The organism is Mycolicibacterium gilvum, assembly GCF_900454025.1.
Classification (GTDB): Bacteria; Actinomycetota; Actinomycetes; order Mycobacteriales; family Mycobacteriaceae; genus Mycobacterium; species Mycobacterium gilvum.
This window is the reverse complement of the sequence record NZ_UGQM01000001.1, coordinates 407605-431150: the sequence shown is the minus strand read 5'-3', so window position 1 is coordinate 431150 and position 23546 is coordinate 407605. Positions and strand designations below refer to the sequence as shown.

The window sequence follows — 23546 nt, the reverse complement described above, 5'->3', positions numbered from 1 at the left end:
GCGTCACCAGGGTCCGCAAAGTGCGAACGCCTGTTTCCTGATATTGCTACCGCGCAGGCCGCAGTGTCAATATGGGACGCATGGCCCAGGTCCGTCCGTATCGCGGGGTTGATGCCCCCGCACGAGTCGCCGAACGCCGGCGGCGCCTGCTGGAGGCCGGACTGGACCTGCTGGGCGGTCAGCTGAACCCGCCCGAGCTGACGGTTCGCGCGATCTGCGCGCAGTCCGGACTTGCGGCGCGGTACTTCTACGAGAGCTTCACCGACAAGGACGTCTTCGTCGGCGCCGTGTTCGACCGGGTCATCGCCGACATCGCCACCACGACGCAGGCCGCGGTCGCGGCCGCGCCCCCGCGGGAGCAGAGCCGTCAGGGCATGGCCAACATCGTGCGCGCGATCTCCGAGGACGCGCGCGTGGGCAGGCTGCTGTTCAACGCGCACCTGGACAATCCGGTGGTGGTGCGCAAGCGCGCCGAATCCGGCGCGCTGTTCGCGCTGCTGTCAGGTCAGCACGCGGGGTCGGCGCTGCGGTTGGAGCGCAACGACAGGATCACCTCCGCGGCGCACTTCGTGGTCGGCGGAGTGGCCCAGACCCTCAGCGCCTGGCTGGCCGGGGATCTGACGTTCACCGAGGCGCAGCTCGCGGCCCAGCTCGGCGCGCTGATCGACCAGCTCGCCGATCCCGCGCTCTACCGGGACTGAGCAGAGTCATCCGTTGACGGGCACCCGGCGGTCCGCGGCGGTCTTCGGCACCGTGGCCGTATCGCTGTCCCCGAATTCCTTGGTCCAGCAGGCGAATTCCAGCGTGATGCCGTCGGGGTCGAGGAAGTAGAAGGACCGCACGTAGACCCCCGGGTGCAGCGTGGCCGAGACCTGCGCCGGGCTCTCGTCGTGATTGAGCACAGGGCCGACGCGAACCCCCTTGGCCTTCAGCTTCTGCCGGTACTCGTCGAACTTCTCGGCGGGCACGTGGAAGGCCAGGTGGTTCATCGTGCTGACCGCACTGACGATGTCACCGATCCCGGGGATCGCCTCGGGCGACGACATTCCCGGGACCCGGTCGGGCGCCTCGGCGAACCAGAAGAACGCGACACAGTCGCCGTTGCCCGCATCGAAGAAGAAGTGCTGGCCCATACCGCCGGGCAGATCCAGCGACTTGATCAGCGGCATGCCCAGCACATTGCTGTAGAAGTCGACGGTGCGCGCCATGTCGGAACAGACCAGAGCGACGTGGTTGATGCCGCCGAGGGCGAATTCGGTGTTGGTGTTGTCCGGCTTGATCATGATCGCGCCTTCCTGGACCGGCTGAAGTCTGGTCACGGACTGAAACTGAATCTAACATCAGGCACAGCTTCTCCACCGCCAAAGACGCCCGCCGGAGGCCGGACATCCATGAGCCGCACCACCGCCGCACAGGCGCCTGGAGTCACCCGCGAATTCGTCGGTCTCGACTCGACCACCGCCCGGCGGGCCGGTTCGGGCGGGCATCCGTGCCAGGGGCTCTACCACCGCGGAATGGGACGCAGACCCAAGGTCGCGATGATCGCGACGCATTACCAGATCGACTTCTCCGAGCACTATCTCGCCGACTACATGGCCACCCGGGGCATCGGATTCCTGGGCTGGAACACCCGCTTCCGCGGCTTCGAGAGCAGCTTTCTCCTCGACCACGCCCTCGTCGACATCGGGGTGGGGGTCCGCTGGCTGCGCGAGGTCCAGGGCATCGAAACCGTGATCCTGCTTGGTAATTCGGGAGGCGGATCTCTGATGGCCGCCTACCAGGCCAATGCCGTCGACAAGCACGTCACCCCGTTGGAGGGGATGCGACCCGCCGCCAGCCTCGACGATCTGCCTGCGGCCGACGGGTATGTGGCCAGCGCGGCGCACCCCGGCCGCCCCGATGTCCTGACCGCATGGATGGACGCGTCGGTGATCGACGAAAACGATGCCGTGGCAACCGATCCCGATCTCGATCTGTTCAACGAACGCAACGGGCCGAGCTACGACGACGAGTTCGTGACCCGCTACCGCGCCGCGCAGGTCTCCCGCAACGAGGCGATCACCGACTGGGCCGAGGCAGAGCTGACCCGCGTGCGCGCCGCGGGCTTCTCCGACCGCCCGTTCACCGTGATGCGCACCTGGGCCGACCCCCGCATGGTCGATCCGCTGCTCGAACCCACCAAGAGACCACCCAACATGTGTTACGCGGGCGTGCCGGTCAAAGCCAACCGCTCGACGCACGGCATCGCCGCGGCCTGCACGCTGCGCAACTGGCTGGGGATGTGGAGTCTGCGCCATGCCCAGACCCGGGCCGAACCGCATTTGGCCCGTATCGACTGCCCCGCGCTGGTGATCAACGCCGAGCAGGACACCGGGGTGTTCCCGTCGGATGCACAGCGCATCTACGACGCGCTCGCGGGCGAGGACAAGACGATGTGCGCGATGGACACCGACCACTACTTCACCACCCCGGGAGCCCGTTCGGAGAAGGCCGATACCATCGCCAAGTGGATCACGCGCCGCTGGTGAGAGTCCTGGCGCACTTCCTCCCCGGTCCGAAGGTCACCGAATTCCTTTCACCGCACACCGATTGGCTCGACATCCGGTACTGCGCCGAGGACGACGACGAGACCTTCTACCGTGAGCTGCCGTCCGCCGAGGTGATCTGGCATGTGCTGCGGCCGATCTCGGGTGACGATCTGGCACAGGCGGCGAAGCTGCGGTTGGTGCACAAGCTGGGCGCGGGGGTCAACACCATCGACGTCGACGCCGCGACCGGGAGGGGAATCGCGGTTGCCAACATGCCGGGCGCCAACGCGCCGTCGGTCGCCGAGGGCACCCTGCTGCTGATGCTCGCCGCGCTGCGCAGGCTGCCGGAGCTCGACCGTGCCACGAGGACGGGCAACGGCTGGCCGTCGGACCCGACGCTCGGTGAGAGCGTCCGCGACCTCGGTGGTTGCACCGTCGGCCTCGTCGGGTACGGCAACATCGCCAAGCAGGTCGAGCGCATCCTGCTGGCCATCGGCGCCGAGGTCGTGCACACCAGCACCCGCGACGACGGGCTGCCCGGATGGCGCACCCTGCCCGACCTGCTGTCCGAATCCGACATCGTGTCGCTGCACCTGCCGTTGACCGGCGCCACCGAGGGTCTGCTCGGCCGGAAAGCCCTGGCGCAGATGAAGACTGACGCAGTCCTCGTCAACACCTCCCGCGGCGCGATCGTCGACGAGGCCGCGCTCGTGGACGCGTTGCGCGCGGGCACGCTCGCCGCGGCGGGGCTCGACGTATTCGCCGTCGAGCCCGTCCCGTCCAATAATCCGCTGCTGGGCCTGCCCAATGTCGTGCTCACCCCCCATGTCACCTGGTACACGGCCGACACGATGCGGCGGTATCTGGAGTTCGCGCTCGACAATTGCGAACGGCTTCGTGACGGCCGCGCGCTCGCCCACGTCGTGAACGACCCCTCGGGGTAATCTCGGTCCCAACCAACCGGTTGGGACCAGTCACGACGACGTGAAGAGGTGCAGCACGCCATGCCCATCGCCATCCTCGAAGAGCACAACGACCTCGCCGATTCCGTCCGCGCGTTCGTGGAGCGGGTGGCCCCGTCGGAGGTGCTGCACGAAGCCCTCGAAACGCCCGTCCCGAACCCGCCCCCCTACTGGAGGTCGGCGTCCGAGCAGGGCCTGCACGGCGTCCACCTCGCCGAGTCGGTCGGCGGTCAGGGCTTCGGCATCCTCGAGCTCGCCATCGTCGTCGCGGAGTTCGGTTACGGCGCCGTGCCCGGCCCGTTCGTCCCGTCGGCGATCGCCTCGGCGCTGATCGCCGCCCACGATCCCGACGCCGCCGACCTCGGCGGTCTGGCCTCCGGGGACGTCATCGCGACCTACGCGATCGATTCCGGTCTCACCGCGACCCGGCAGGGCGAGAACCTCGTCATCCGCGGCGAGGTCCGCGCCGTGCCGGCGGCGGCCCAGGCGTCGTTGCTCGTCCTGCCGGTCGCGATCGAGTCCGGCGAGGAGTGGGTGCTGATCGACGCGGCGCAGCTCGAGATCGAGCCGGTGCCCAGCGTCGACCCGTTGCGCCCGGTGGCGCACGTGCGCGCCAACGCCGTCGAGGTCGGCGACGACCGTGTGCTGAGCAATCTGAGCCGTGCCCACGCCCGCGCGCTGATGTCGACGCTGCTGTCCGCCGAGTGCGTCGGGGTCGCGCGGTGGGCCACCGACACCGCGTCGGCCTACGCCAAGATCCGTGAGCAGTTCGGCCGCCCGATCGGCCAGTTCCAGGCCATCAAGCACAAGTGCGCCACCATGATCGCCGAGACCGAGCGTGCGACCGCAGCGGTCTGGGACGCTGCGCGCGCCATCGACGAGGCCCGCGAGAACCCGGACACCGCTTACGAATTCGCCGCCGCGGTGGCGGCCACACTCGCGCCGGTCGCCGCGCAGCACACCACCGGAGACTGCATCCAGGTGCACGGCGGGATCGGTTTCACCTGGGAACACGACACCAACGTCTACTACCGCCGCGCCCTGGTGCTGGCCGCCTCGTTCGGGCGCGCGTCGGAGTATCCGCAGCGCGTGGTCGACCTCGCGACGTCGACCGGGATGCGGGCCCTCGACCTCGACCTCGATCCCGAGACCGAGAAGCTGCGCGACGAGATCCGCGCGGACGTGGCTGCGCTGAAAGAGATTCCGCGCGAGAAGCGGGCCGCGGCGATCGCCGAGGCCGGCTGGGTGCAACCGCACCTTCCGGTGCCGTGGGGGCGCGCGGCCAAGCCCGTCGAGCAGATCATCATCGCCCAGGAGTTCTCGTCGGGCCGGGTCAAGCGACCGCAGATGGGCATCGCGGCCTGGATCATCCCGTCGATCGTCGCGTTCGGCACCGACGAGCAGAAGGAGCGGTTCCTGCCGCCGACCTTCCGCGGCGAGATGATCTGGTGCCAGCTGTTCTCCGAGCCCGGCGCCGGTTCCGACCTGGCCGCCCTGTCGACGAAGGCCACCAAGGTCGACGGCGGCTGGCGGATCACCGGGCAGAAGATCTGGACCACCGGTGCGCAGTACTCGCAGTGGGGCGCGCTGTTGGCCCGCACGGATCCCTCAGCCCCGAAGCATCAGGGCATCACCTACTTCCTCCTCGACATGGCCGCCGACGGAGTCGAGGTCAAGCCGCTGCGGGAGCTGACCGGCAACGCGATGTTCAACACGGTCTTCATCGACGACGTCTTCGTCCCCGACGAGTTGGTACTCGGGGACGTGAACCGCGGCTGGGAGGTCAGCCGCAACACCCTGACCAACGAGCGGGTGTCCCTCGGCAGCAGCGAGCCGCCGTTCCTGCCCAGCCTCGACAAGTTCGTCGAGTTCGTCGGCGAAGGACACTTCGACCAGATCGCCCAGAACCACGCCGGCATTCTGATCGCCGAGGGGCACGCCGCCAAGATCCTCAACATGCGCTCGACGCTGCTGACCCTGGCCGGCGGCGACCCGATGCCCGCCGCCGCGATCTCCAAGCTGCTGTCCATGAAGACCGGGCAGGGCTACGCCGAATTCGCCGTGAGCTCGTTCGGCACCGACGCCATCGTCGGCGACCCCGCCCAGCCGACCGGACGGTGGGCGGACTACCTGCTGGCCAGCCGATCCACGACGATCTACGGCGGCACCTCGGAGGTGCAGCTCAACATCATCGCCGAGCGGCTGCTCGGACTCCCCCGCGATCCCTAGGAGATAAGCCGACCCTGGCGTTTCGGGTGATCGTGTGCGGGGCAACCCGTCGACGCGCACACCGCGCCAAGGAGGACCCCGCCGCGGGGTCCACGGCAGAAAGAAGACTGCGATGGCACTCGACGACGACGACATCGACACCACGCCCGGTTCCGGCGAAGGAACCGCTGACGGCGGCAGCAACCCCGAGGGCCACGACGGCGGCGCCGACGGCACCGCCTCGGGCGAAGGCACCGCTGACGGCGGCAGCAACCCCGAGGGCCACGACGGCGGCGCTGACGGCACCGCCTGAGGCCTCCCTCATGCTCAGCCGTTGCATCGCGATCGACCCCGAGGTCTTCGCTGCCGAGTACTGGGGCCGCAGGCCGCTGCTGAGCCACGCCGACGCGCTGCCCCGCGACTTCTGCGATCTGCTCTCCCCCGCGATGGTGGACGAGCTGATCGCGGAACGCGGGGTACGCGCGCCGTTCATCCGGTTGGCGAAGGAGGGGCAGGTCCTGGCCAAGGACAGCTACCTGGGGCCCGCGGGGTTCGGCGCCGAGATCACCGATCAGGTGGATCCGGCCAAGGTGCTCACCCAGCTGGCCGCGGGTGCGACCGTGGTGCTCCAGGGTCTGCACCGGCTGTGGCCGCCGCTGATCGACTTCACCCACCGGGCGGTCGCCGACATCGGCCATCCGGTGCAGGTCAACGCCTACATCACGCCGCCGGGCAACCGGGGGTTCGACTTCCACCACGACGTGCACGACGTGTTCGTGCTGCAGATCGCGGGCAGTAAACGCTGGATCGTCCACGAGCCCGTGCATGCGCACCCGCTACCCGACCAGTCCTGGACACAGTTCCGGGACCTGATCGATGAGCGCGTCACCGCCGATCCGGTGATCGACACCGCGCTCACCGAGGGTGACGCGTTGTACCTACCGCGTGGCTGGGTGCACGCGGCGCAGGCGCTGGACACCACCTCGATCCACTTGACCGTCGGTGTGTCGGCGACCACCGGGGTCGACGTGGCGCGCGCCGTGCTCGACGAACTCGCCGGCATCGACGAGTTCCGCGCTCCCCTGCCGCTCGGGATCGACCCCGCCGCAGGGGATCACACGGCCGCCATCGCCGCCAAGGTCATCGCCCAGATGGTCGGCCACCTTCAGGAGGACGCGGCCGCGCTCAGCACGGCCGCCGCCGAACGCCTGCAGGCCCGACACCGGTCGCGCACCCGCCCCGAGGCCCTGCGACCGCTGGAATCCCTGCGCGCCGCAGAACACGCGGCGACGATCCGGGTCCGCCGGCGGGAAGGGTTGGCCGCGACCGTCCGCCACGGCGCCGACGGACGGGTGTCGATTCACCTGACCGACAAGACCGTCACGTTTCCCGCGCTGTGCGCCGCGGCGCTGGAGGAGATCCTGGGGGGCCGTGTCGCCGACGCCGACACCCTGCCCGGTCTGGACGGCGCCGACGGCGCGGTGCTGCTCCGGCGCCTGCTGCGCGAAGGCGTCGTGGTGCCGGCCTCGTGACGGCAACCAAGCGCCCGCCGTGCAGCGAGCAATCCCTGGCTCGTGACGAACCGATGTACGGCACCGCGTCGGCGGGCTCCTCCTGGCTGCTGCTGGAGCTCGAAGGCGGTTGGGGGCCCTCGGCTTTCCTGGAGTCCCCCGGATCCATCGAACCGGACCTCGGACGCGCCATCGTCCGCAGAGCGGAGGCCGCGGGCATGCGCATCGCGGCGATCCGGCGGCACGGACGCCGTTCGGCGACGCCGTGCTGGCGGTGGTTCGTCGCGAAGGCCGACGTCGGCCGGCACGCGCTGTTCAGCGGTGAGGTCGACGAGGCGCGCGACTACCTCGACGTGAGCCTCGACGGCGCCGACGGCGTGGCTACCGACGGTCCGCTCGTGGCCGTCTGCGCACACGGCAGACACGACCAGTGCTGCGCGGTGCGCGGCCGGTCGGCTGTCTCCGCGATCAGCGCCGCCTATCCCGAATCGACCTGGGAGTGTTCACATCTGGGCGGCGACCGGTTCGCCGCCACGATGCTGATCCTGCCGGAAGGACTGTGCTACGGCCGTGTCGACAGCACCGACGCGGCCGAGCTGGTACGCCTCTACTGCGACGGCAGACTCGACGACCGGTTCCTGCGCGGCCGCACCTCACTGCCGCACGCGGTCCAGGCCGCGCAGCACTTCGCCCGAGTCGCCTACGGGGACGACCGCATCGAGGCCTATCCACTCGTCTCCATGGAGGGCGGCGACGACACCGTCCGGGTCGTCCTGGCGGCCGGGCCCGGACCGATCGAGGTGGTGCTCGACGTGGTGATGTCGGAGCCGCTGTTCTCGCAGTGCCGGGCGGCCACGGCGGGCCCCGTGCGAACGTTCACGCTGCGATCCCTGAGTGACACGGGTATGCACCCGTCATGAGCCATGGCGACTACGACGTCCTCGTGATCGGGGCCGGGCTGGCCGGCCTCCGATGCGCAGCGCTGCTGGCCGCTCGGGGACGCTCGGTGGCGGTGTGGGAATCCGGCGACGCGGTGGGCGGCCGGGTCCGTACCGACGTCGTCGACGGATTCCGTTGCGACCGGGGCTTTCAGGTGCTCAATCCGGCGTACCCCGAACTCCGCCGAGCGGTGGACGTCTCGGCGCTCGCACTGCAACCCTTCGTCCCCGGTGTCGCGATCCGTGACACCGATCGGGCCCGCCGGTGGGTGCACCCGTTGCGCGCACCACGTCGCGTACCCGGGATGCTCGTCCGGGGCGGGCTGGGCCCGCGGGACGTGACGGCCTTGATGCATTGGGCGACACCGGCTTTACTGCCCACAAAGCTCAAGGCGCGCCGCGGCGACGTGGCGGTGGCCGCAGCCCTGGACCGCAGCGGAGTCGACGGGCTCGCCCGTCGCGTCGTCGACCGGTTCCTCGCAGGGGTGGTCCTCGACGACCGGGGCTCGACCTCGAACGCCTTCACCCTGCTGCTGGCCCGGATGTTCGCGCTGGGGGTGCCGGGCCTTCCCGCCGAGGGCATGCAGGCGCTGCCGCGCCTGATGGCGGAACCGATCGCCGACCGGATCACGCTGAACCGCAGGGTCGACCGGATCGTCCGTGACGGACGGGGTTGGGCGGTCAGCGCCGCGGGCGACACCGCGCGTGCCACGCAGGTCGTCGTCGCCACGGACCCGCACACCGCCGAGACGTTGACCGGCGCACCGGCACCGCAGATGAAGGGCGTCGTGACGGACTGGTGGGCGGCCGATGATCCGATCCCCGGTCCCGCGCTGCTCTGGGTCGACGGAAGACCGACGCCGTCCGGACCGCTGGTGAACACCGCGGTCATCAGCGAGGTCGCGCGCGGTTATGCCCCCGCCGGACGCCAGCTGGTGGCCGCGTCGGCGTTGATCGGCAGCGACGGCGCGCCACCGTCCGAGTCGGTCACCCGCACGCACGCGTCCGAGATCCTCGGGGTCGCCGCAGCAGGGTGGTCGCTGGTCACGCGTCACGTGGTGCCCGAGGCGCTGCCGGTGCAGCCACCGCCGCTGCGGGTGCGGCAGTCGGTGCGCACCCCGGACGGGCTGTGGCTGTGCGGGGATCACCGCGACACCGCGTCGATCCAGGGCGCGCTGGTCAGCGGTCGACGGGTGGCCCAGGCCATCGATCGGTGTGACCGACGCAGCGACACCGCCCACGCGTAGGGCACGCGAACCGGGGAACTCCACCCCCATGACCAATGATCGTGATTTTGTCGAGAAGCGGTTCAACCGACCCGCCGAGTACCGGTCCGCGGTCGTCTATTCGCTGATCGTGGTGGCCCTCGCCGCGGCGGCCTTCGCCGTCTACGCGCTCGGGCCGCGGGACTCGGTGTTCAGCGCCGCGCTGGTGCCGGCCTTCCTGTTCGCAGGCGGCGTCGGCGCACTGATCCGCACGTACCGCGAGTGGAAGGCCGGCAGCGGTTGGACGGCGTGGCAGGGCGCCGGCTGGTTCCTGTTGTTGCTGATGCTGCTCACCCTCGCGGTGCCGGGTTCGGCCGCATTCGCGGGCTGAGGCGCCGCTGTTCGCAGCCGAGTCTGAGGTTGGTGCCGCAGATCCAGCTGATCTTCGGCATCTTCTTCAGATCGGGCGTCAGGACTCCGGAACGTCCATCTCCCGCAGTTCGCGCTTGAGGATCTTGCCGGTGGGGTTGCGCGGCAGCTCGTCGAGGAAGATCACCTCGCGCGGCACCTTGTAGCGGGCCAGGTTGTCGCGCACATAGGCCTTGATCGCATCCTCGTCGATCGTCGCGCCCTCGGCCTTGACCACGAAGCACCGCAGCCGGTGTCCCCACTCCTTGTCCTCGACACCGAGCGCGGTCGCCTCGACGACCTCGGGATGGCCGCTGACCAGATCCTCGATCTCGGCGGGGAACACGTTCTCGCCGCCCGACACGATCATCTCGTCGTCGCGGCCGCTGACGTAGAGCAGGTCGTTGTCGTCGAAGTAGCCGACGTCGCCGGAGGACAGCAGGCCGTCGATGATCTGCTTGCCGCCGCCGCCGGTGTAGCCCTCGAACGGGAAGAAGTTGCCGACGAAGATCCGGCCGATCTCCCCGCGGGGCAGCTCGTTGCCGTTGTCGTCGAGGATCTTGACCCTCATGCCCTTGACCACAGGCCCGACGGTCGCCGGGTTGATCGAAAGATGTTGCGGCCCAGCGATCGTGGCGAACGCCACCTCGGTGGATCCGTACAGGTTGTAGACGATCGGGCCGAGGTCCTTCAACGCCCGCGTCGCGAGTTCGGCGCCGAGCTGCGAGCCGGACACGAACAGGATGCGCAGCGACGACAGGTCCGGTTTGGGCGAGGTCTTGTCGAGCTCGTCGAGCATGCGCGACAGCATCACCGGCACGACGACGATCGCGGTCGCCCGGTGCTTCTCGATGTCGGCGAGTACCGTCGAGGGCTTGAATCGCCTGCGCAGCACCAGGGTCGAGCCGAGCATCATCGCGATGGTCGCGTGCAGGAAGCCCAGCGCGTGGAACATCGGCGCCGGCAGCGAGGTGACCTCTTCGGATTTGAACGGCACCGCCGACAGGACGCCGCCGATCGGGGCCAGCGACGGCGGAGCACTGCGGTTGGCGCCCTTGGGCGTTCCGGTCGTGCCACTGGTCAGGATGATGATCGAGGAGTGTTTGGTGGCCTTCGGCGGCGGGGCCGAGCTGGTACGGGCGATCAACTCTTCGAGGGTTTCGTCGGTGCTTCCCGACGGCTCATCCTTATCGGGGTTGACGCCGAGCGAGCGCAGCTTGCCGAGTTCGGGTTCGGCCGCCTTGACCGCGGCGGTGTACTCGTCGTCGTAGATGACGAGCTTGGCGCCCTCGCGGTTCGACACCTCTTTGATCTGCGGACCGGAGAACTCACTGTTGAGCAGGATGATGCGGGCACCGACCTTGCCGGCGGCGTACACCGACACGAGGAACCACCGGTGGTTGCGGGCGAGGATCGCGACCCCGTCACCGCCCGTGACACCCTTGGCGAGCAGTCCGTTGGCGACCGCGTTGACCGCCTCGTCGAGCTCACCGAACGTGAACTCGCCGAAGTCGTCGATGATCGCCGTGCGGTTCGGGTGACGGCGGGCGTTGAGCGCGGGGATCATGCCGAATTCGCCCCAGCGCCGCATGTCCGCGACGAACGCGGCGATGTCCTGCGGTGGCTCCAGTTTGAGCGCGCCGGCCTCGAACATCTTGCGCGCGTAGTGAAGCTCGGCCGAACCGCGTTCGACGTACTTGCCCACGGATTTGCCGAGCGTCTGCGAAACGGTGGCGAGCGCCTGCGCCGGAAGGTCGCTGAGCTTTGACATGACTGAACCTTATGTGACATCGGTCGCAGTTCGGCCTGGAACCTACGATGAAGAAATGGCCGCCCGCGAGTCCTACGAGATCGGCGGACGGACCGTGCCCGTCACCCACCTCGACAAGGTGGTCTTCGGTGAACTCGGGCTCACCAAGCTCGATCTGATCGACTACTACGCATCGGTCGCCGACGGCGCGCTGCGTGGCGTGCGGGACCGGCCGATGATCCTCAAGCGGTTCGTCAAGGGCATCGACGAGGAGGCCGTCTTCCAGAAACGGGCCCCGAAGAACCGTCCCGATTTCGTCGACGTCGCCGAATTGAAGTACGCGTCCGGCACGTCGGCCGCCGAGGCCGTCCTGCGCGACCCGGCCGGTCTGGTCTGGGCGGTCAACCTCGGCTGCGTCGACCTCAACCCGCATCCGGTGCGCGCCGAGGATCTCGACCATCCCGACGAGCTGCGGGTCGACCTCGACCCGATGCCCGGCGTCGGCTGGCGCCAGATCCTCGACGTCGCGTTCGTGGCGCGCGAGGTCCTCGAAGACCACGGACTGGTCGCGTGGCCGAAGACCTCCGGTTCGCGCGGCTTCCACATCTACGCCCGCATCCACCCACGCTGGCCGTTCAAGCAGGTGCGGCTCGCCGCCGAAGCGGTCGCCCGCGAGGTCGAGCGCCGCGCGCCGGAGTCCGCGACGGCCCGCTGGTGGAAGGAGGAACGCCACGGCGTCTTCGTCGACTTCAACCAGAACGCCAAGGACCGCACGGTGGCCTCGGCGTATTCGGTACGGGCCACCCCGGACGCCCGGGTGTCGACGCCGCTGTTCTGGGACGAGGTGGCCGGCTGCAAGCCCGAGGAGTTCACCGTGCACACCGTGCCGGCCCGTTTCGCCGAGCTCGGTGATCCGTGGGAGGGCATGGATGACGCCGCGGGCGGCCTGGAGGCGCTGCTGGAGCTCTCCGACCGGCTCGGCCCGGCCGAGAAGGCGCCCCGCGGCGCGAAGAAATCCGTCGACGGACGGCGCGCGTCGGTGATGCCGCTGATCGAGATCGCACGGACGAAGACCAAGGACGAAGCCCTGTCGGCGCTCGCGCAGTGGCGCGACAAGTATCCGGCCGTGTCCGAAAAGCTTGAGCCCGCAGACGTTCTCGTCGACGGCATGAGGGGACCGAGCTCGATCTGGTACCGGATCCGGATCAACCTGCAGCACGTCGCCGAGGACCAACGGCCACCCCAGGAGGAGCTGCTGGCCGACTACAGCCCGTGGACCCATTACACGGGCGCCCAGCAACAGCGCCGTGACTGACGCGCGCTAAGTTACCGACGAGTTTGCTGACGAGCCTGCTCCAGGTTCTTACCGAACAATTAGTCGTTACTGCCGACAGCCTTAAATTGGCTTACTACCTTGAGCTACATACCGCCCGCCCTGGGAGGTACGCGAGCAACAGATCGAGGGGGCTGCGATGTACGGCAATCCGACGTTTCACTGCGCCGGCGCTGACATTAGGGCGCATTGTCGTCAGCTGGCCACCGTCGTGAAGGTGGCCGGCCGCCTCGACAATGCCAACGTCGAACGCGCCGGCCGCTACATCGACCGCTTCATCCTTCCGGAGAAGCCTTTCGTCCTGGACCTCAGCGAGGTCGATTCCTTTGGCGAGGAAGCCATTTCGCTGCTGTTCGTCATCGATGACCTCTGCACCGCTGCCGGTGAGGAGTGGTCGCTGATCGCCAGTCGCGCGGTCGAGCAGACCCTCCGCGACTCCGGGATCGAATTCCCGGCGGCTGGCTCGGTCCCCGAGGCGCTCAACCACTTCGCCGATGCGATGGTCGCGCGCCGCCGTTTGCTCCCCCTGCTCACCAAGACTGCGTAAGGATCACTGTGTTACTTGATGTTCGGTGGCTCCGATTCCTCCTCCAGCGTCGTCACAGGGCTCATCACGAGCACCTCGCGCTGACCGCTCACTGAGTCGGTTGCGCGTACCTGCCTGAGAGGCACTGGCTAATGTGCTCGTATGGGCACTGACGCCGACCTCGTCGCCGACACCGCGCGGCGGGTGGTCGCTGAACACGATCCGAAGACCGTCCCGATCCAGCAGTTCCTCGGCGCCTGTTTCGACGCCGGGCTGTCCTGGGTCCATTTCCCCGAAGGTTTCGGCGGCCTCGGGGTGTCCCGCGGCCTGCAGGCTGTCGCCGACGGGATCCTGCAGGGCGCCGGTAGCCCGGTACCGCTGGGGTTGAACCCGATGGGGTACGGCATGGCCGCCCCGACGGTGCGCGAGCACGCGCAGACCGACGACGTCCGCCGCCAGCTGCTCCGTCCGCTGGCGACCACCGAGCACATCTGGTGTCAGCTGTTCTCCGAGCCGGGTGCCGGCTCGGATCTCGCCGGTCTGGCGACCTCGGCGGTGCTCGACGGCGACACCTGGGTGGTCAACGGCCAGAAGGTCTGGACCAGCCTCGCGCACCGGGCCAAATGGGGCCTGCTGCTCGCCCGCACCGACCCGAACATGCCCAAGCACAAAGGGCTCACCTACTTCGTCATCGACATGCACGGCGAGGGCGTCCAGACCCGCCCGCTGCGCCAGCTGACCGGGCACGCGGAGTTCAACGAGGTCTACATGACCGACGCACGCATCCCGGACACCTTCCGTCTCGGGGCGGTCGGCGACGGCTGGCGGGTCGCCATGACGACGCTGATGAACGAGCGCAGCGCCCTGGGCGGCAGCGGTAGCAGGCGCGGCGCGGGCACCATCTCGGATGCGGTCGCGCTGTGGACGTCCCGGCCGGATCTGCACACGCCCGTCCTGCGGGACCGGCTCAGCTCGCTGTGGTTGCGCTCGGAAGCCCAGCGGCTCACCTCGGAGCGGTCGCGGGCCGCGGCGACCGTCGGCGGGCCGGGCCCGGAGGGTTCGGTCGGCAAGCTCGTCGGCGCGGAGCTCAACCAGCACATCTACGAGTTCTGCATGGATCTTCTCGGCCCCGAGGGGATCCTGTACGACGGGTACGGCATGGGCGACGGCGATGCCGCCGACTGGCGCGGACCGATCCAGCAGCGTTTCCTGCGCAGCCGCGCGAACACGATCGAGGGAGGCACGTCGGAGGTGATGCGCAACATCCTGGCCGAGCGGGTACTGGGACTGCCGGGCGATCTGAGGGCGGATGCGGGAATGGCGTGGAAGGAGATTCCGCGTGGCTGAGGAGCTTGCGGATCAGCCCAGGAGCATGGCTGAGGTGGCTGAGTGGGTCTTCTCCGATCAGCAGAACCAGCTGCGCGCCGCGGTGCGGGCGTTCTGCGCCGACCACGTCGACGAGAGCTCGGTACGGGCGGCGATGGAATCCGATCCGCCGTTCGACGCGAAGGTCTGGTCGAGGCTGGGATCCGAGCTCGGCGTCCTGGGCATGGCTGTTCCGGAGTCCGCCGGCGGCGCCGGTGGCAACCTGGTCGACCAGGCCGTGGCCGTCGAGCAACTCGGCGCCGCGCTGGCGTGCGGACCGTTGTTCGGCACGGTGTATCTCGCCATCCCCGCGCTGGTCGCCGCCTCGGGCGGCGAGGAATTGCTGGGTCCGCTCGTCGACGGCACGCGCACCGCGGCGTTCGCCGTGCGCGACGACGCCGGTGCGTTCGACGCGTCCTCGGTCGAGGTGCAGGCCGTGCCCACCGAGCAGGGCTGGGCTCTCTCCGGCACGGTCGAGCGGGTGGTCGATGCCGGTGCCGCCGATGTCCTGCTGGTCGCCGCCACCACGCCCGACGGAGTCGGCCTCTTCGCTGTCGAGGCTGATTCGCTTGGCGTGCAACGCATCCGGCTGACGACTCTGGATCTGACCCGGCCGCAGGCCACTGTCGGGCTGCTCGACGCGCCGGCGCAGCTGATCGCCGGCCCCGAGGAGGCCGAGCGGGTCATCACCCACGCACTTCAGGTCGGCGCGGCACTGCTCGCCGTCGAACAGGTCGGTGCGGCGCAGCATCTGCTCGACCTGTCGGTCGACTACGCGAAGAACCGTCTGCAGTTCGGCAGGCCCATCGGCTCCTTCCAGGCCGTCAAGCACCGGCTCGCCGACGACCTGGTCGCCCTCGAACACGCCCGGTCCACCGCCTACCACGCGGTCTGGGCGCTCAGCGACGGTTCCGACGACCCGGCGCTGGCGGTCAGCATCGCGCAGGCGACCACCTCCGCGGCGTTCGTTCGGGTTGCGACCGACACCATTCAGGTCCACGGTGGTATCGGATTCACCTGGGAACACCAGGCCCACCTGTACTACAAGCGGGCCTACACCGACGCCGCCCTGCTGGGTGGCGCCGAGGAACACCGGGCCCGGGTGGCCGACTTCGTGCTCGATGTCGCGCCCGAGAAGGACGCACCTCGCGTCGCCACCGGTATGCCGAGCTGAGAGGGACACCATGCTGGCCAAGACAACTGCGAGACAACAGATTTCGCGATATCTCGGCATCATAGCCGTCGCTGCTGCACTCGTCGGGGCGCCGCTGGCCGCCGCGTTGCAGACCGGGCCGGCCACGTCCCACGCGCAGTGCCCTCCCGGTCAGACCGGTGTCATCTACGGCTGCTCGCCGTTCTGCGTCGCCGGGAAGTTCCTCGACACCCAGACCGGGCTTTGCATGCCGGTCGCGCCGCCTCCGCCGGCACCCGCGCCGCGCTTCTAGGACCGCGACGTGAACTCAGTGGACCGATTCTTCGAGATCACGGCCCGCCAGTCGACGCTGGGCACCGAGATCCGTGGTGGCGTCGTCACCTTCATCGCGATGGCCTACATCATCGTGCTGAACCCGATCATCCTGTCGGGGTCGGAGGACGTCACCGGCGCGAAGCTGGACTTCGCCCAGGTGTCGGCGACGACGTCGCTGGCGGCCGGCGTGATGACGATCCTGTTCGGCCTGATCGCGCGGCTGCCGTTCGCGTTGGCCGCCGGGCTGGGCATCAACTCCTTCCTGGCCACCACCGTCGTCGGCGACCTCACCTGGGCCGAGGCGATGGGTCTGGTCGTCATCAACGGCCTGCTCATCGTGCTGCTGGCGGTGACCGGGTTGCGTCGGCTGGTCTTCGACGCGGTGCCGATGGAACTCAAGCTGGGGATCACCGCGGGTATCGGCCTGTTCATCCTGTTCATCGGGTTGGTGGACGCGGGCTTCATCGGATCGACGGGCAGGCCGTCGCCGCCGGTGGGCCTGGGTTCCGGCGGTCTCGGTTCGATCAGCACCGTGCCCACGCTGGTGTTCATCCTGACGCTGCTGCTGACGGCGGCCCTGGTCATCCGGAAGGTGCGCGGCGGCATCCTGATCGGTCTCGTCTGCGGCACCGTCGTCGCGGTGATCATCGAAGCCGTCTGGCATCTGGGATCGGCCGTCGACAAGCCCGGCGGCTGGAGCCTGTCGGTGCCGACGCTGTCGGGATCGCCGTTCGCGCTGCCCGACCTGTCGCTCGTCGGCGAGTTCAGCCTCGACAGCTTCGGTCGCATCGGGGTGCTCGCCGCGGTGATGCTGGTGTTCACACTGGTTTTCGCGAACTTCTTCGACGCGATGGGCACCATGACGGGCTTGTCCCGCGAGGCTGGCCTGTCCGACGCGAAGGGCACATTCCCGAGGCTGAAGTCGGCGCTGATCGTCGAGGGCGCCGGCGCCGTCGTCGGCGGCGCGACCTCGTCGTCGTCGAACACCGTGTTCATCGAGTCGGGCGCCGGTATCGAGGAGGGCGCCCGCACGGGTCTGGCCAACGTGGTCGCCGGCGTGCTGTTCCTGGCGGCGATGTTCATCTCGCCGCTGGCGTCGATAGTGCCGACGGAAGTGGCCGCGGCGGCCCTGGTGGTCGTCGGCGCGATGATGGTGTCCCAACTGCGCCACATCGACCTCACGGATTTCTCGGTGGCGCTGCCGGTGGTGCTCACGGTCGCGGTGATGCCGTTCAGCTACTCGATCGCCAACGGCATCGGGGTCGGGTTCATCTCATGGGCGGTGTTGCGCACCGCAGCCGGCAAGGGCCGCGAGATCAGCCCGCTGCTGTGGGTGGTCGCGGCAGGCTTCGCCGTGTACTTCGCCCGCACCCCGTTGGAATCCCTGCTGGGCGTGTGAGATCCCCGATCCGGATCAGTACACGTCGCGAAGATAGCGCCGACTGGTGATCAGGTCGTTCACGTAGATGTGTGCGTCGTCCTCGGACAGTCCGCCGGCAGACCGGATCACCTCGTGCAGAGCGCGATGGACATCCTTGGCCATGTGGTCGGCATCCCCGCACACATAGAAGTGCGCACCGTCCTGCAGCCAGGAGTACAGCCGGCCGGCATGAGCCGTCATGTGGTGCTGCACATAGTCTTTGGGTCCTTGCGGCCCTCGGTCGCGCGAGAACGCGCAGCTCAGCCGGTCGAGGGTGCCGGACTTCTGGAAGCCGACGAGTTCGTCGCCGTACAGGAAGTCGTCGGCACGGTGGCGGCCGCCGTAGAACAGCCACGATCCGCCTGTGGCGGCGGTGGCCTGGCGCTCCTGCAGGAACGCGCGGAACGGCGCGATGCCGGTGCCCGGCCCGACCATGACGATCGGGACGTCCGGTGCCGGAAGCCGGAATCCGTCGTTGGGTGCCAGATGGATTCGTACCTGTTCGGCGCGCTCGGCGAGGTAGCCGGAGGCGACTCCCCGGTAGGCGCGATCGCGGGCGCGATAATCGATGGCGGCGACCGTCAGGTGGATGCGGTCGGGATGCACCAGCGGACTGGATGCGATCGAGTAGTCGCGGTGCTGCAGGGGCCGCAGGGTGGGGATCACCTCGTCGGCGCCGAGGTCGGCCAGGGCAAGCAGATCCAGAACGTCGCGGCCGTACAGCCAGCCCGTCAAGGCCGCGGAATCACCACCCTCCAGGATCGCTCTGACCTGCGGGTCACTCGTCCGTGCCGCCACCAGAGCCTGCAGGGCGCCGGACGGGACACGCAACTCCAGATGTTCCGTCAGCAGCAGCCCCACCGGGTGAACATGTTCGGGCACAACGACATCGGCGTCGACGCCGAGTCTGGCCAGCACGGCGTCGACCAGCCGGGGGTCGTTGACGGGGTGCACACCCACCGAATCACCGGCCCGGTAGACGATCCCGCTGTCGGCGACGTCGAGCTCGTAGTGGCGCACCGACTTGTCCGAACCCGGCGAGGTCAGGAGCCGGTTGGCCGCCAGTCGTGCCGGGAACGGGTTTCTGCGGGTCCACGCTGAATCGGGTGCCAGGTCGGCGGGCACGACCGCGGCCCGGCCCGTGGTCGTCGTCAGCTCGGCCAGCCGCGCGACGACCTCGGCGGTCCACGCCTCGGAAGGCTCTTCGAATTCGAGGTCGCAGTCGACGCGGTCGACGATGCGGGTGGCGCCCAGCTCCTCGAGCCGGGCGTCGACCAGCTTGCCCGCATTGTTGAAGTACGGATAGAAGCTGTCGCCCAGACCGCAGACCGCGAAGGACAACTGGCCGAGGCGGCCGGCGGTGTCGGCGCTGAGCTCCTCCCAGAACACCTCCGCGTCGTACGGCAACTCGCCGTCGCCGTAGGTCGCGGTGACCACGACGAAATGTGTCGCCGCCCTCAGCGCGTCGAGGTCGAGGTCGTTGAGGTACTGCGGCTCGACGTCGATGCCGGCCGCGGCTGCCGCCTGAGCGAACTTCTTCGCCACCATCGCGGAATTGCCGGTCTCGGTGGCGAACCCGAGAATCAGCGAGAACGGCGGAACTTCGGCCATCGACGAACCCTCCGTTGTGAGCCACACCCTTACTTAGGGTGACCTTACTCAGAAGGAGGAGCTCTGTGCGGGCTCCCTTCGGCGGTCGGCCCGTTCGGCCGCCACCCCGCGGATGACCGCGCGGAACTGCCGGGAGATGTCCTCGCCGCTCAGTGGTTCGGGTGACCCGTTGGCGAACGCGAGGATCAGCCCGCCCAGATAGCTGAGGACCACCGACACCTGCTCGTCGAGAAGGCCTCGCTCGAGCGGTCTGCTGCCGGCCTGCACCGCGACGACCAGACGCTCGACGAGTGCCCGCATGCTCTCGCCGATCTGCTGGAAGTTGGCCGAGATCACCGGATCGTTGCGGGAGAGCAGCGTGAGTTCCAGCCGGGCGCGCGTGCGGGAGAGTTGGGGTTCGTCACGGATCGACAGGATCTGTCTGGCCAACTGCGCGGCGATGACGTCCCCGTCGTCCAGCGGTGCGGTCTCGAACGCGTCGGTGAACGCCTCGGCGTCGTAGCGCACCAACTGGTCGGCCACGCCGTGCAGCAGCGCCGTCCTGGTGCGGTAGTAGAACGAGGTCGTCCCGTCCGGGACCTCCGCGCGGCGGTCCACCTTGAGGTGGCTCAGACCGCGCGGCCCGTCCTCGGCCAACAACGCGATGGCGGCGTCGCAGAGGCGGCGACGACGCTCGGTCGCGTTGTGTTTTCGGCGGGTCTCAACACGGGAGATCTTACGGGGACGTCAGCTGCGGGGCAGGCTGAACGCGCGGGCCCGCGCCCGGCTCGTCGGAGGGCGTTGCGAAAGCCGTTGTCCGGCATTCCGTTAGCCCCGGCGTCGACCATCCCGATCGGGGCACCACCGGCCCGCCTCGAAACTGACGCTCGCCGCCGTTGCTGAAACCGGGACGTCCGGTGACGCATCGATGACCGGACACGTGTCAATCACCGGATTCGGCGGCGCTGCCAGCGGGGCGTCCGTACGCTCATGCAATGCGACTGTCCAGCGTCGATGCCGCCTTCTGGTTCGCTGAGAATCTCAAATGGCACATGCATATCGGCGCGATAGCCCTGTGTGACCCGTCCGATGTGCCGGACTTCGGTTTCGAGCAGGTCCGCGACCTGATCATCAGCCGGTTGCCCGAACTGCCCCAGCTGCGCTGGCGCGTCGTCGGAGCGCCGCTGGGGCTCGACCGGCCGTACTTCGTCGAGGATGAGGACATCGACGTCGACTTCCACATCCGCCGCATCGCCGTCCCGTCGCCCGGCGGGCGCAAGGAACTCGACGAACTCGTGGGACGGCTGATGTCCTACAAGCTGGACAGGTCGAAACCGCTGTGGGAGCTGTGGTTCATCGAGGGCCTGGAGAACGGTCGGGTCGCGGTGGTCACCAAGATGCACCATGCGGTGGTCGACGGGGTGTCAGGCGCGGGTATCAGCGAGATCCTGCTCGACGTCACTCCCGAACCGCGCCCGCCCGCGGTGGACGCGAGCCGCTCCCTGGTCGGGGTCAAGCCGCCGTCGCGCGAGCGTCAGGCGGTCAACGGCCTGATCAACGTGTGGTTCAAGACGCCGTACCGGATCACGCGGCTGCTGGAACAGACGGTGCGCCAGCAGATCGCCGTCCGCAACATCGACAACAAACCCCCGCGGTACTTCGACGCCCCGAATGTTCGCTTCAACGGCCCGATTTCACCTCATCGCAGCGTGGCGGGGGCGAGTGTCCCGCTGGAGCGGGTGAAGGCGGTCAAGAACGCCTTCGACGTCAAACTCAACGACGTCGTCCTCGCGCTGGTGTCCGGCGCCCTGCGCAACTACCTCAAGGACCGCGGCGAACTGCCGACCAAATCCCTCGTCTCGCAGGTCCCCGTGTCCACCCGCGCCGAGGCCGACGACACCGTCGGCAACCAGGTCAACGCGATGACCGTCGTGCTGGCCACCGACGTCGCGGATCCCGCCGAGCGCATCAAGGCCATCTACTCCTACACCCAGGGCGCCAAGGAGATGACGAAAGCCCTTACCGCCCATCAGATCATGGGCTACACCGAGACCACACCGCCCGGACTGCTCGCGCTGGCATCGCGCGCCTACGCGGCCAGCGGCATCGGGAGCAACATCGCCCCGATGAACGTGGTGATCAGTAACGTGCCGGGGCCGACGTTCCCGCTCTACCTCGGTGGCGCGCGGGTCGAGCACCTGATGCCGGTGGGCCCCCTGCTGTTCGACGTGGCCCTCAACGTGACGTGCTTCAGCTATTGCGGCGCAGTTGATTTCGGCTTCATCACCACTCCGGAGATCGCCGCCGACATCGCCGACCTCGCCGACCAGATCGAACCCGCCCTGCACGACCTCGAGGTCGCGGCCGGCCTGGTCGACGATCCGACGCGGCCGAAGCCCCGCAAACGTGGGCGGCGTTGACCACTACCGTAGTCTTTCCGCTTGCAACAATGGACGGCATGAGCGGTGCCGAGAAACCCGGATTGCGGGAACGCAAGAAGACGCGCACCCGCGAGACGGTGCGCCGGGAAGCCTTCCGGCTGTTCCAACTGAACGGCTACGCCCAGACCACCGTCGACCAGATCGCCGAAGCGGCCTTCGTCTCACCCCGGACGTTCTTCCGGTACTTCCCCACCAAGGAATCGGTGCTGTTCTCCGACGATCTGTTCGACCCGATCATCGAGGAGTTCCTGGCCGCGCCGGCGGAACTGTCACCGGTCGCGGCCTACCGGCACGCCGCCGCCCGGGTTTTCGAGACGATGGCGGGGTCCGACTACGACTACATCCTCGCGCGGCAGCAGTTGTTGTACGGCCTTCCCGAAGCAAAGGGCGCGCTGTGGAACGAGCACGTCGGCGCCATCCGGCGGCTCACGAACGCCATCGCGACGCGACTGGACAGACCCGGAAACGACCATCAGGCACGGGTGACCGCGGGCGCGATCATCGGCGTGTTCATGGCCGCCTCCGACGACGCGCCGATGTCCGGGGAGTCGTTCCTCGACGCGCTCGACCTGCTGGACCGAGGCCTGCCCCGGTAGCTCGTAACCGGTGCCCGTAGCGCCTACCGTTGGCATTACAGTAAGGTGCCTGTATGCCCGAGTCCGCCACGCAGTTCCGCGATGCGCCGATCTTCGACGCCGACCAGCACATGTATGAGACGCCGGACGCGCTGACCAAGTTCCTCCCCGAGCGGTACTCACGTGCCGTGCAGTACGCGCAGTTCGGCCGCCACACCCGGATCGTCATCAACAACCGGGTGTCGGACTTCATCCCGAACCCGACGTTCGAGCGGGTCGCCGCGCCCGGGGCCCACGAGAAGTTCTTCGCCGGTGAGAACACCGAGGGCCTGACGCTGCGGGAGATGCAGGGACCGGCGATCGAGGCCCCGCCGGCAACCCGCAACCCCGCCGACCGGATCGCCGAACTGGACCGCCAGGGTGTGCGCGAGGCGCTGAACTATCCGACTCTGGCCAGCCTGATCGAGCACGCCACCGCCGACGACCCCGAGCTCACCCTCGCCGTCATCCATGCGCTGAACCAGTGGATGGCCGAACACTGGACCTTCGACTACCAGGGCCGGGTGTTCTCCACCCCGATCATCAACCTCTCCGAGGTCGACGGCGCCCAGCGGGAACTCGAGTACATCCTCGCCCAGGGCGCCAGGGTGGCGTTGATCAAACCCGGCCCGGTCAACGGGCTGCGGGGCTGGCGCTCACCGGCGCTGCCCGAGTTCGACCCGTTCTGGCGCGACGTCGAGTCCGCGGGGCTGCCGATCGTGCTGCACGCCAGCTACCCGCCGCTCGACGACTATGTCGGCAAGTGGGAGCCGCCGCACACCCAGAACTTCATGACCCAGAGCGCGTTCCGCTGGATGGTGCTCGGCCACCGCGAGATCGCCGACATGATCACCGCCCTGATCTGCCACGGCACCCTGACACGATTCCCGAAGCTGCGTATCGCCAGCGTCGAGAACGGGAGCTCGTGGATCTTCCCGCTGTTCAACGACTTCAAGGAACTCTCCAAGAAGATGCCGCAGAACTTCGGTGAGCATCCGCTCGACGTGTTCCGCCGCAACATCTGGGTCAGCCCGTTCTGGGAGGGCTGCGTCTCCGACGTCGTCAACACCGTCGGGTGGGACAAGGTGATGTTCGGTTCCGACTACCCCCACCCGGAGGGTCTGGCCGAACCGAAGGGCTTCTGGAAGTACGCCGAAGGCATGGACGTCCGCCGCACCTATGACTTCATGGGCGACAACGCACGGCGCTTCATGGGCCTGCCCATCGCCAACCCCGACCCCGAAGCTGCCAGGCCTCCGGCGCTGAGCACCGCCTGAGG

The 23546-nt window shown here is 68.6% G+C and carries 22 protein-coding genes; 18 read left to right on the top strand and 4 right to left on the bottom strand.

Annotated features, from left to right (window positions below; translation table 11 throughout):
• The first annotated feature begins 71 nt into the window (after positions 1 to 71).
• On the top strand, positions 72 to 701 hold the full coding sequence (locus tag DYE23_RS01960; RefSeq protein ID WP_115326353.1) for a TetR/AcrR family transcriptional regulator: 630 nt from the start codon (positions 72 to 74) through the stop codon (positions 699 to 701).
• A gap of 6 nt (positions 702 to 707) precedes the next feature.
• Here the strand turns inward: DYE23_RS01960 and DYE23_RS01955 are convergent, their stop codons facing one another.
• Positions 708 to 1283, bottom strand: a complete 576-nt coding sequence (locus DYE23_RS01955; protein ID WP_115328837.1) for a VOC family protein — start codon at positions 1281 to 1283, stop codon at positions 708 to 710.
• A 108-nt stretch (positions 1284 to 1391) separates the two neighbouring features.
• Here DYE23_RS01955 and DYE23_RS01950 point away from each other — a divergent pair, with 108 nt between their 5' ends.
• From DYE23_RS01950 to DYE23_RS01915, 8 genes are all read left to right on the top strand, one after another.
• Entirely contained in the window at positions 1392 to 2528 is a 1137-nt protein-coding gene (locus DYE23_RS01950; protein WP_115326352.1) for an alpha/beta hydrolase, read from the top strand.
• Positions 2525 to 3472 (top strand): 2-hydroxyacid dehydrogenase, encoded by a 948-nt coding sequence (locus tag DYE23_RS01945; RefSeq protein WP_115328836.1) that lies wholly within the window; start codon positions 2525 to 2527, stop codon positions 3470 to 3472. Before DYE23_RS01950 ends, DYE23_RS01945 begins: the two co-directional genes overlap by 4 nt.
• Before the next feature lie 60 nt (positions 3473 to 3532).
• Positions 3533 to 5719 carry an acyl-CoA dehydrogenase family protein gene (locus DYE23_RS01940; RefSeq protein WP_115328835.1) on the top strand — a complete coding sequence of 729 codons (2187 nt, stop codon included), beginning with the start codon at positions 3533 to 3535 and terminating at the stop codon, positions 5717 to 5719.
• Between the two features lie 112 nt (positions 5720 to 5831).
• A complete protein-coding gene (locus DYE23_RS01935; protein WP_013470467.1) occupies positions 5832 to 6011 on the top strand; it encodes a hypothetical protein in 180 nt (59 codons plus the stop codon).
• Between the two features lie 10 nt (positions 6012 to 6021).
• A complete protein-coding gene (locus tag DYE23_RS01930; RefSeq protein ID WP_115326351.1) occupies positions 6022 to 7230 on the top strand; it encodes a cupin domain-containing protein in 1209 nt (402 codons plus the stop codon).
• Entirely contained in the window at positions 7227 to 8129 is a 903-nt protein-coding gene (locus tag DYE23_RS01925) for a ferredoxin family protein (protein ID WP_115326350.1), read from the top strand. Before DYE23_RS01930 ends, DYE23_RS01925 begins: the two co-directional genes overlap by 4 nt.
• Positions 8126 to 9394 (top strand): NAD(P)/FAD-dependent oxidoreductase, encoded by a 1269-nt coding sequence (locus tag DYE23_RS01920; RefSeq protein WP_115326349.1) that lies wholly within the window; start codon positions 8126 to 8128, stop codon positions 9392 to 9394. Before DYE23_RS01925 ends, DYE23_RS01920 begins: the two co-directional genes overlap by 4 nt.
• Positions 9395 to 9422: 28 nt before the next feature.
• Positions 9423 to 9743, top strand: coding sequence for a hypothetical protein (locus DYE23_RS01915; RefSeq protein ID WP_099962341.1), 321 nt, complete (start codon positions 9423 to 9425; stop codon positions 9741 to 9743).
• A gap of 78 nt (positions 9744 to 9821) precedes the next feature.
• On the opposite strand, the gene fadD2 is transcribed toward DYE23_RS01915, so the two are convergent.
• On the bottom strand, positions 9822 to 11531 hold the full coding sequence (gene fadD2, locus DYE23_RS01910; protein WP_115326348.1) for a long-chain-fatty-acid--CoA ligase FadD2: 1710 nt from the start codon (positions 11529 to 11531) through the stop codon (positions 9822 to 9824).
• 55 nt (positions 11532 to 11586) lie between these two features.
• Between fadD2 and DYE23_RS01905 the strand changes: the two genes are divergently transcribed.
• The 6 genes from DYE23_RS01905 (at position 11587) to DYE23_RS01880 (ending at position 17601) form a co-directional block, all read left to right on the top strand.
• The gene (locus DYE23_RS01905; RefSeq protein WP_115326347.1) at positions 11587 to 12825 is read left to right on the top strand and encodes a DNA polymerase domain-containing protein; all 1239 of its coding nucleotides are present in this window, start codon (positions 11587 to 11589) and stop codon (positions 12823 to 12825) included.
• A 157-nt stretch (positions 12826 to 12982) separates the two neighbouring features.
• Positions 12983 to 13390 (top strand): STAS domain-containing protein, encoded by a 408-nt coding sequence (locus DYE23_RS01900; protein ID WP_011891344.1) that lies wholly within the window; start codon positions 12983 to 12985, stop codon positions 13388 to 13390.
• 141 nt (positions 13391 to 13531) lie between these two features.
• Entirely contained in the window at positions 13532 to 14716 is a 1185-nt protein-coding gene (locus DYE23_RS01895; RefSeq protein ID WP_099962338.1) for an acyl-CoA dehydrogenase family protein, read from the top strand.
• A gap of 25 nt (positions 14717 to 14741) precedes the next feature.
• Complete coding sequence (locus DYE23_RS01890) at positions 14742 to 15908, top strand: acyl-CoA dehydrogenase family protein (protein ID WP_115326346.1); 1167 nt, start codon at positions 14742 to 14744, stop codon at positions 15906 to 15908.
• A 10-nt stretch (positions 15909 to 15918) separates the two neighbouring features.
• A complete protein-coding gene (locus DYE23_RS01885) occupies positions 15919 to 16179 on the top strand; it encodes a hypothetical protein (protein ID WP_013470466.1) in 261 nt (86 codons plus the stop codon).
• Between the two features lie 9 nt (positions 16180 to 16188).
• Positions 16189 to 17601, top strand: coding sequence for an NCS2 family permease (locus DYE23_RS01880; RefSeq protein WP_011891347.1), 1413 nt, complete (start codon positions 16189 to 16191; stop codon positions 17599 to 17601).
• 15 nt (positions 17602 to 17616) lie between these two features.
• On the opposite strand, the gene DYE23_RS01875 is transcribed toward DYE23_RS01880, so the two are convergent.
• Positions 17617 to 19233: a diflavin oxidoreductase gene (locus tag DYE23_RS01875; protein WP_013470465.1), complete on the bottom strand. Its 1617-nt coding sequence runs from the start codon at positions 19231 to 19233 to the stop codon at positions 17617 to 17619.
• Positions 19234 to 19281: 48 nt separating this feature from the next.
• Positions 19282 to 19872 carry a TetR/AcrR family transcriptional regulator gene (locus DYE23_RS01870; RefSeq protein WP_011891349.1) on the bottom strand — a complete coding sequence of 197 codons (591 nt, stop codon included), beginning with the start codon at positions 19870 to 19872 and terminating at the stop codon, positions 19282 to 19284.
• Between the two features lie 335 nt (positions 19873 to 20207).
• Here DYE23_RS01870 and DYE23_RS01865 point away from each other — a divergent pair, with 335 nt between their 5' ends.
• Genes DYE23_RS01865 through DYE23_RS01855 form a run of 3 tightly spaced genes read left to right on the top strand, consistent with a single transcriptional unit; the run spans position 20208 to position 23544 of the window.
• A complete protein-coding gene (locus tag DYE23_RS01865) occupies positions 20208 to 21632 on the top strand; it encodes a WS/DGAT/MGAT family O-acyltransferase (RefSeq protein ID WP_115326345.1) in 1425 nt (474 codons plus the stop codon).
• A gap of 38 nt (positions 21633 to 21670) precedes the next feature.
• Positions 21671 to 22249 (top strand): TetR family transcriptional regulator, encoded by a 579-nt coding sequence (locus tag DYE23_RS01860; RefSeq protein ID WP_013470464.1) that lies wholly within the window; start codon positions 21671 to 21673, stop codon positions 22247 to 22249.
• Between the two features lie 53 nt (positions 22250 to 22302).
• Positions 22303 to 23544 carry an amidohydrolase family protein gene (locus DYE23_RS01855; protein ID WP_115326344.1) on the top strand — a complete coding sequence of 414 codons (1242 nt, stop codon included), beginning with the start codon at positions 22303 to 22305 and terminating at the stop codon, positions 23542 to 23544.
• Positions 23545 to 23546: the final 2 nt, after the last annotated feature.

Coding starts and splice junctions, on each gene's coding strand:
- DYE23_RS01960 (WP_115326353.1), top strand. CDS start 72: ATGGGACGCATGGCCCAGGTCCGTCCGTATCGCGGGGTTGATGCCCCC.
- DYE23_RS01955 (WP_115328837.1), bottom strand. CDS start 1,283: ATGATCAAGCCGGACAACACCAACACCGAATTCGCCCTCGGCGGCATC.
- DYE23_RS01950 (WP_115326352.1), top strand. CDS start 1,392: ATGAGCCGCACCACCGCCGCACAGGCGCCTGGAGTCACCCGCGAATTC.
- DYE23_RS01940 (WP_115328835.1), top strand. CDS start 3,533: ATGCCCATCGCCATCCTCGAAGAGCACAACGACCTCGCCGATTCCGTC.
- DYE23_RS01935 (WP_013470467.1), top strand. CDS start 5,832: ATGGCACTCGACGACGACGACATCGACACCACGCCCGGTTCCGGCGAA.
- DYE23_RS01930 (WP_115326351.1), top strand. CDS start 6,022: ATGCTCAGCCGTTGCATCGCGATCGACCCCGAGGTCTTCGCTGCCGAG.
- DYE23_RS01920 (WP_115326349.1), top strand. CDS start 8,126: ATGAGCCATGGCGACTACGACGTCCTCGTGATCGGGGCCGGGCTGGCC.
- DYE23_RS01915 (WP_099962341.1), top strand. CDS start 9,423: ATGACCAATGATCGTGATTTTGTCGAGAAGCGGTTCAACCGACCCGCC.
- fadD2 (WP_115326348.1), bottom strand. CDS start 11,531: ATGTCAAAGCTCAGCGACCTTCCGGCGCAGGCGCTCGCCACCGTTTCG.
- DYE23_RS01905 (WP_115326347.1), top strand. CDS start 11,587: ATGGCCGCCCGCGAGTCCTACGAGATCGGCGGACGGACCGTGCCCGTC.
- DYE23_RS01900 (WP_011891344.1), top strand. CDS start 12,983: ATGTACGGCAATCCGACGTTTCACTGCGCCGGCGCTGACATTAGGGCG.
- DYE23_RS01895 (WP_099962338.1), top strand. CDS start 13,532: ATGGGCACTGACGCCGACCTCGTCGCCGACACCGCGCGGCGGGTGGTC.
- DYE23_RS01890 (WP_115326346.1), top strand. CDS start 14,742: ATGGCTGAGGTGGCTGAGTGGGTCTTCTCCGATCAGCAGAACCAGCTG.
- DYE23_RS01885 (WP_013470466.1), top strand. CDS start 15,919: ATGCTGGCCAAGACAACTGCGAGACAACAGATTTCGCGATATCTCGGC.
- DYE23_RS01875 (WP_013470465.1), bottom strand. CDS start 19,233: ATGGCCGAAGTTCCGCCGTTCTCGCTGATTCTCGGGTTCGCCACCGAG.
- DYE23_RS01865 (WP_115326345.1), top strand. CDS start 20,208: ATGCGACTGTCCAGCGTCGATGCCGCCTTCTGGTTCGCTGAGAATCTC.
- DYE23_RS01860 (WP_013470464.1), top strand. CDS start 21,671: ATGAGCGGTGCCGAGAAACCCGGATTGCGGGAACGCAAGAAGACGCGC.
- DYE23_RS01855 (WP_115326344.1), top strand. CDS start 22,303: ATGCCCGAGTCCGCCACGCAGTTCCGCGATGCGCCGATCTTCGACGCC.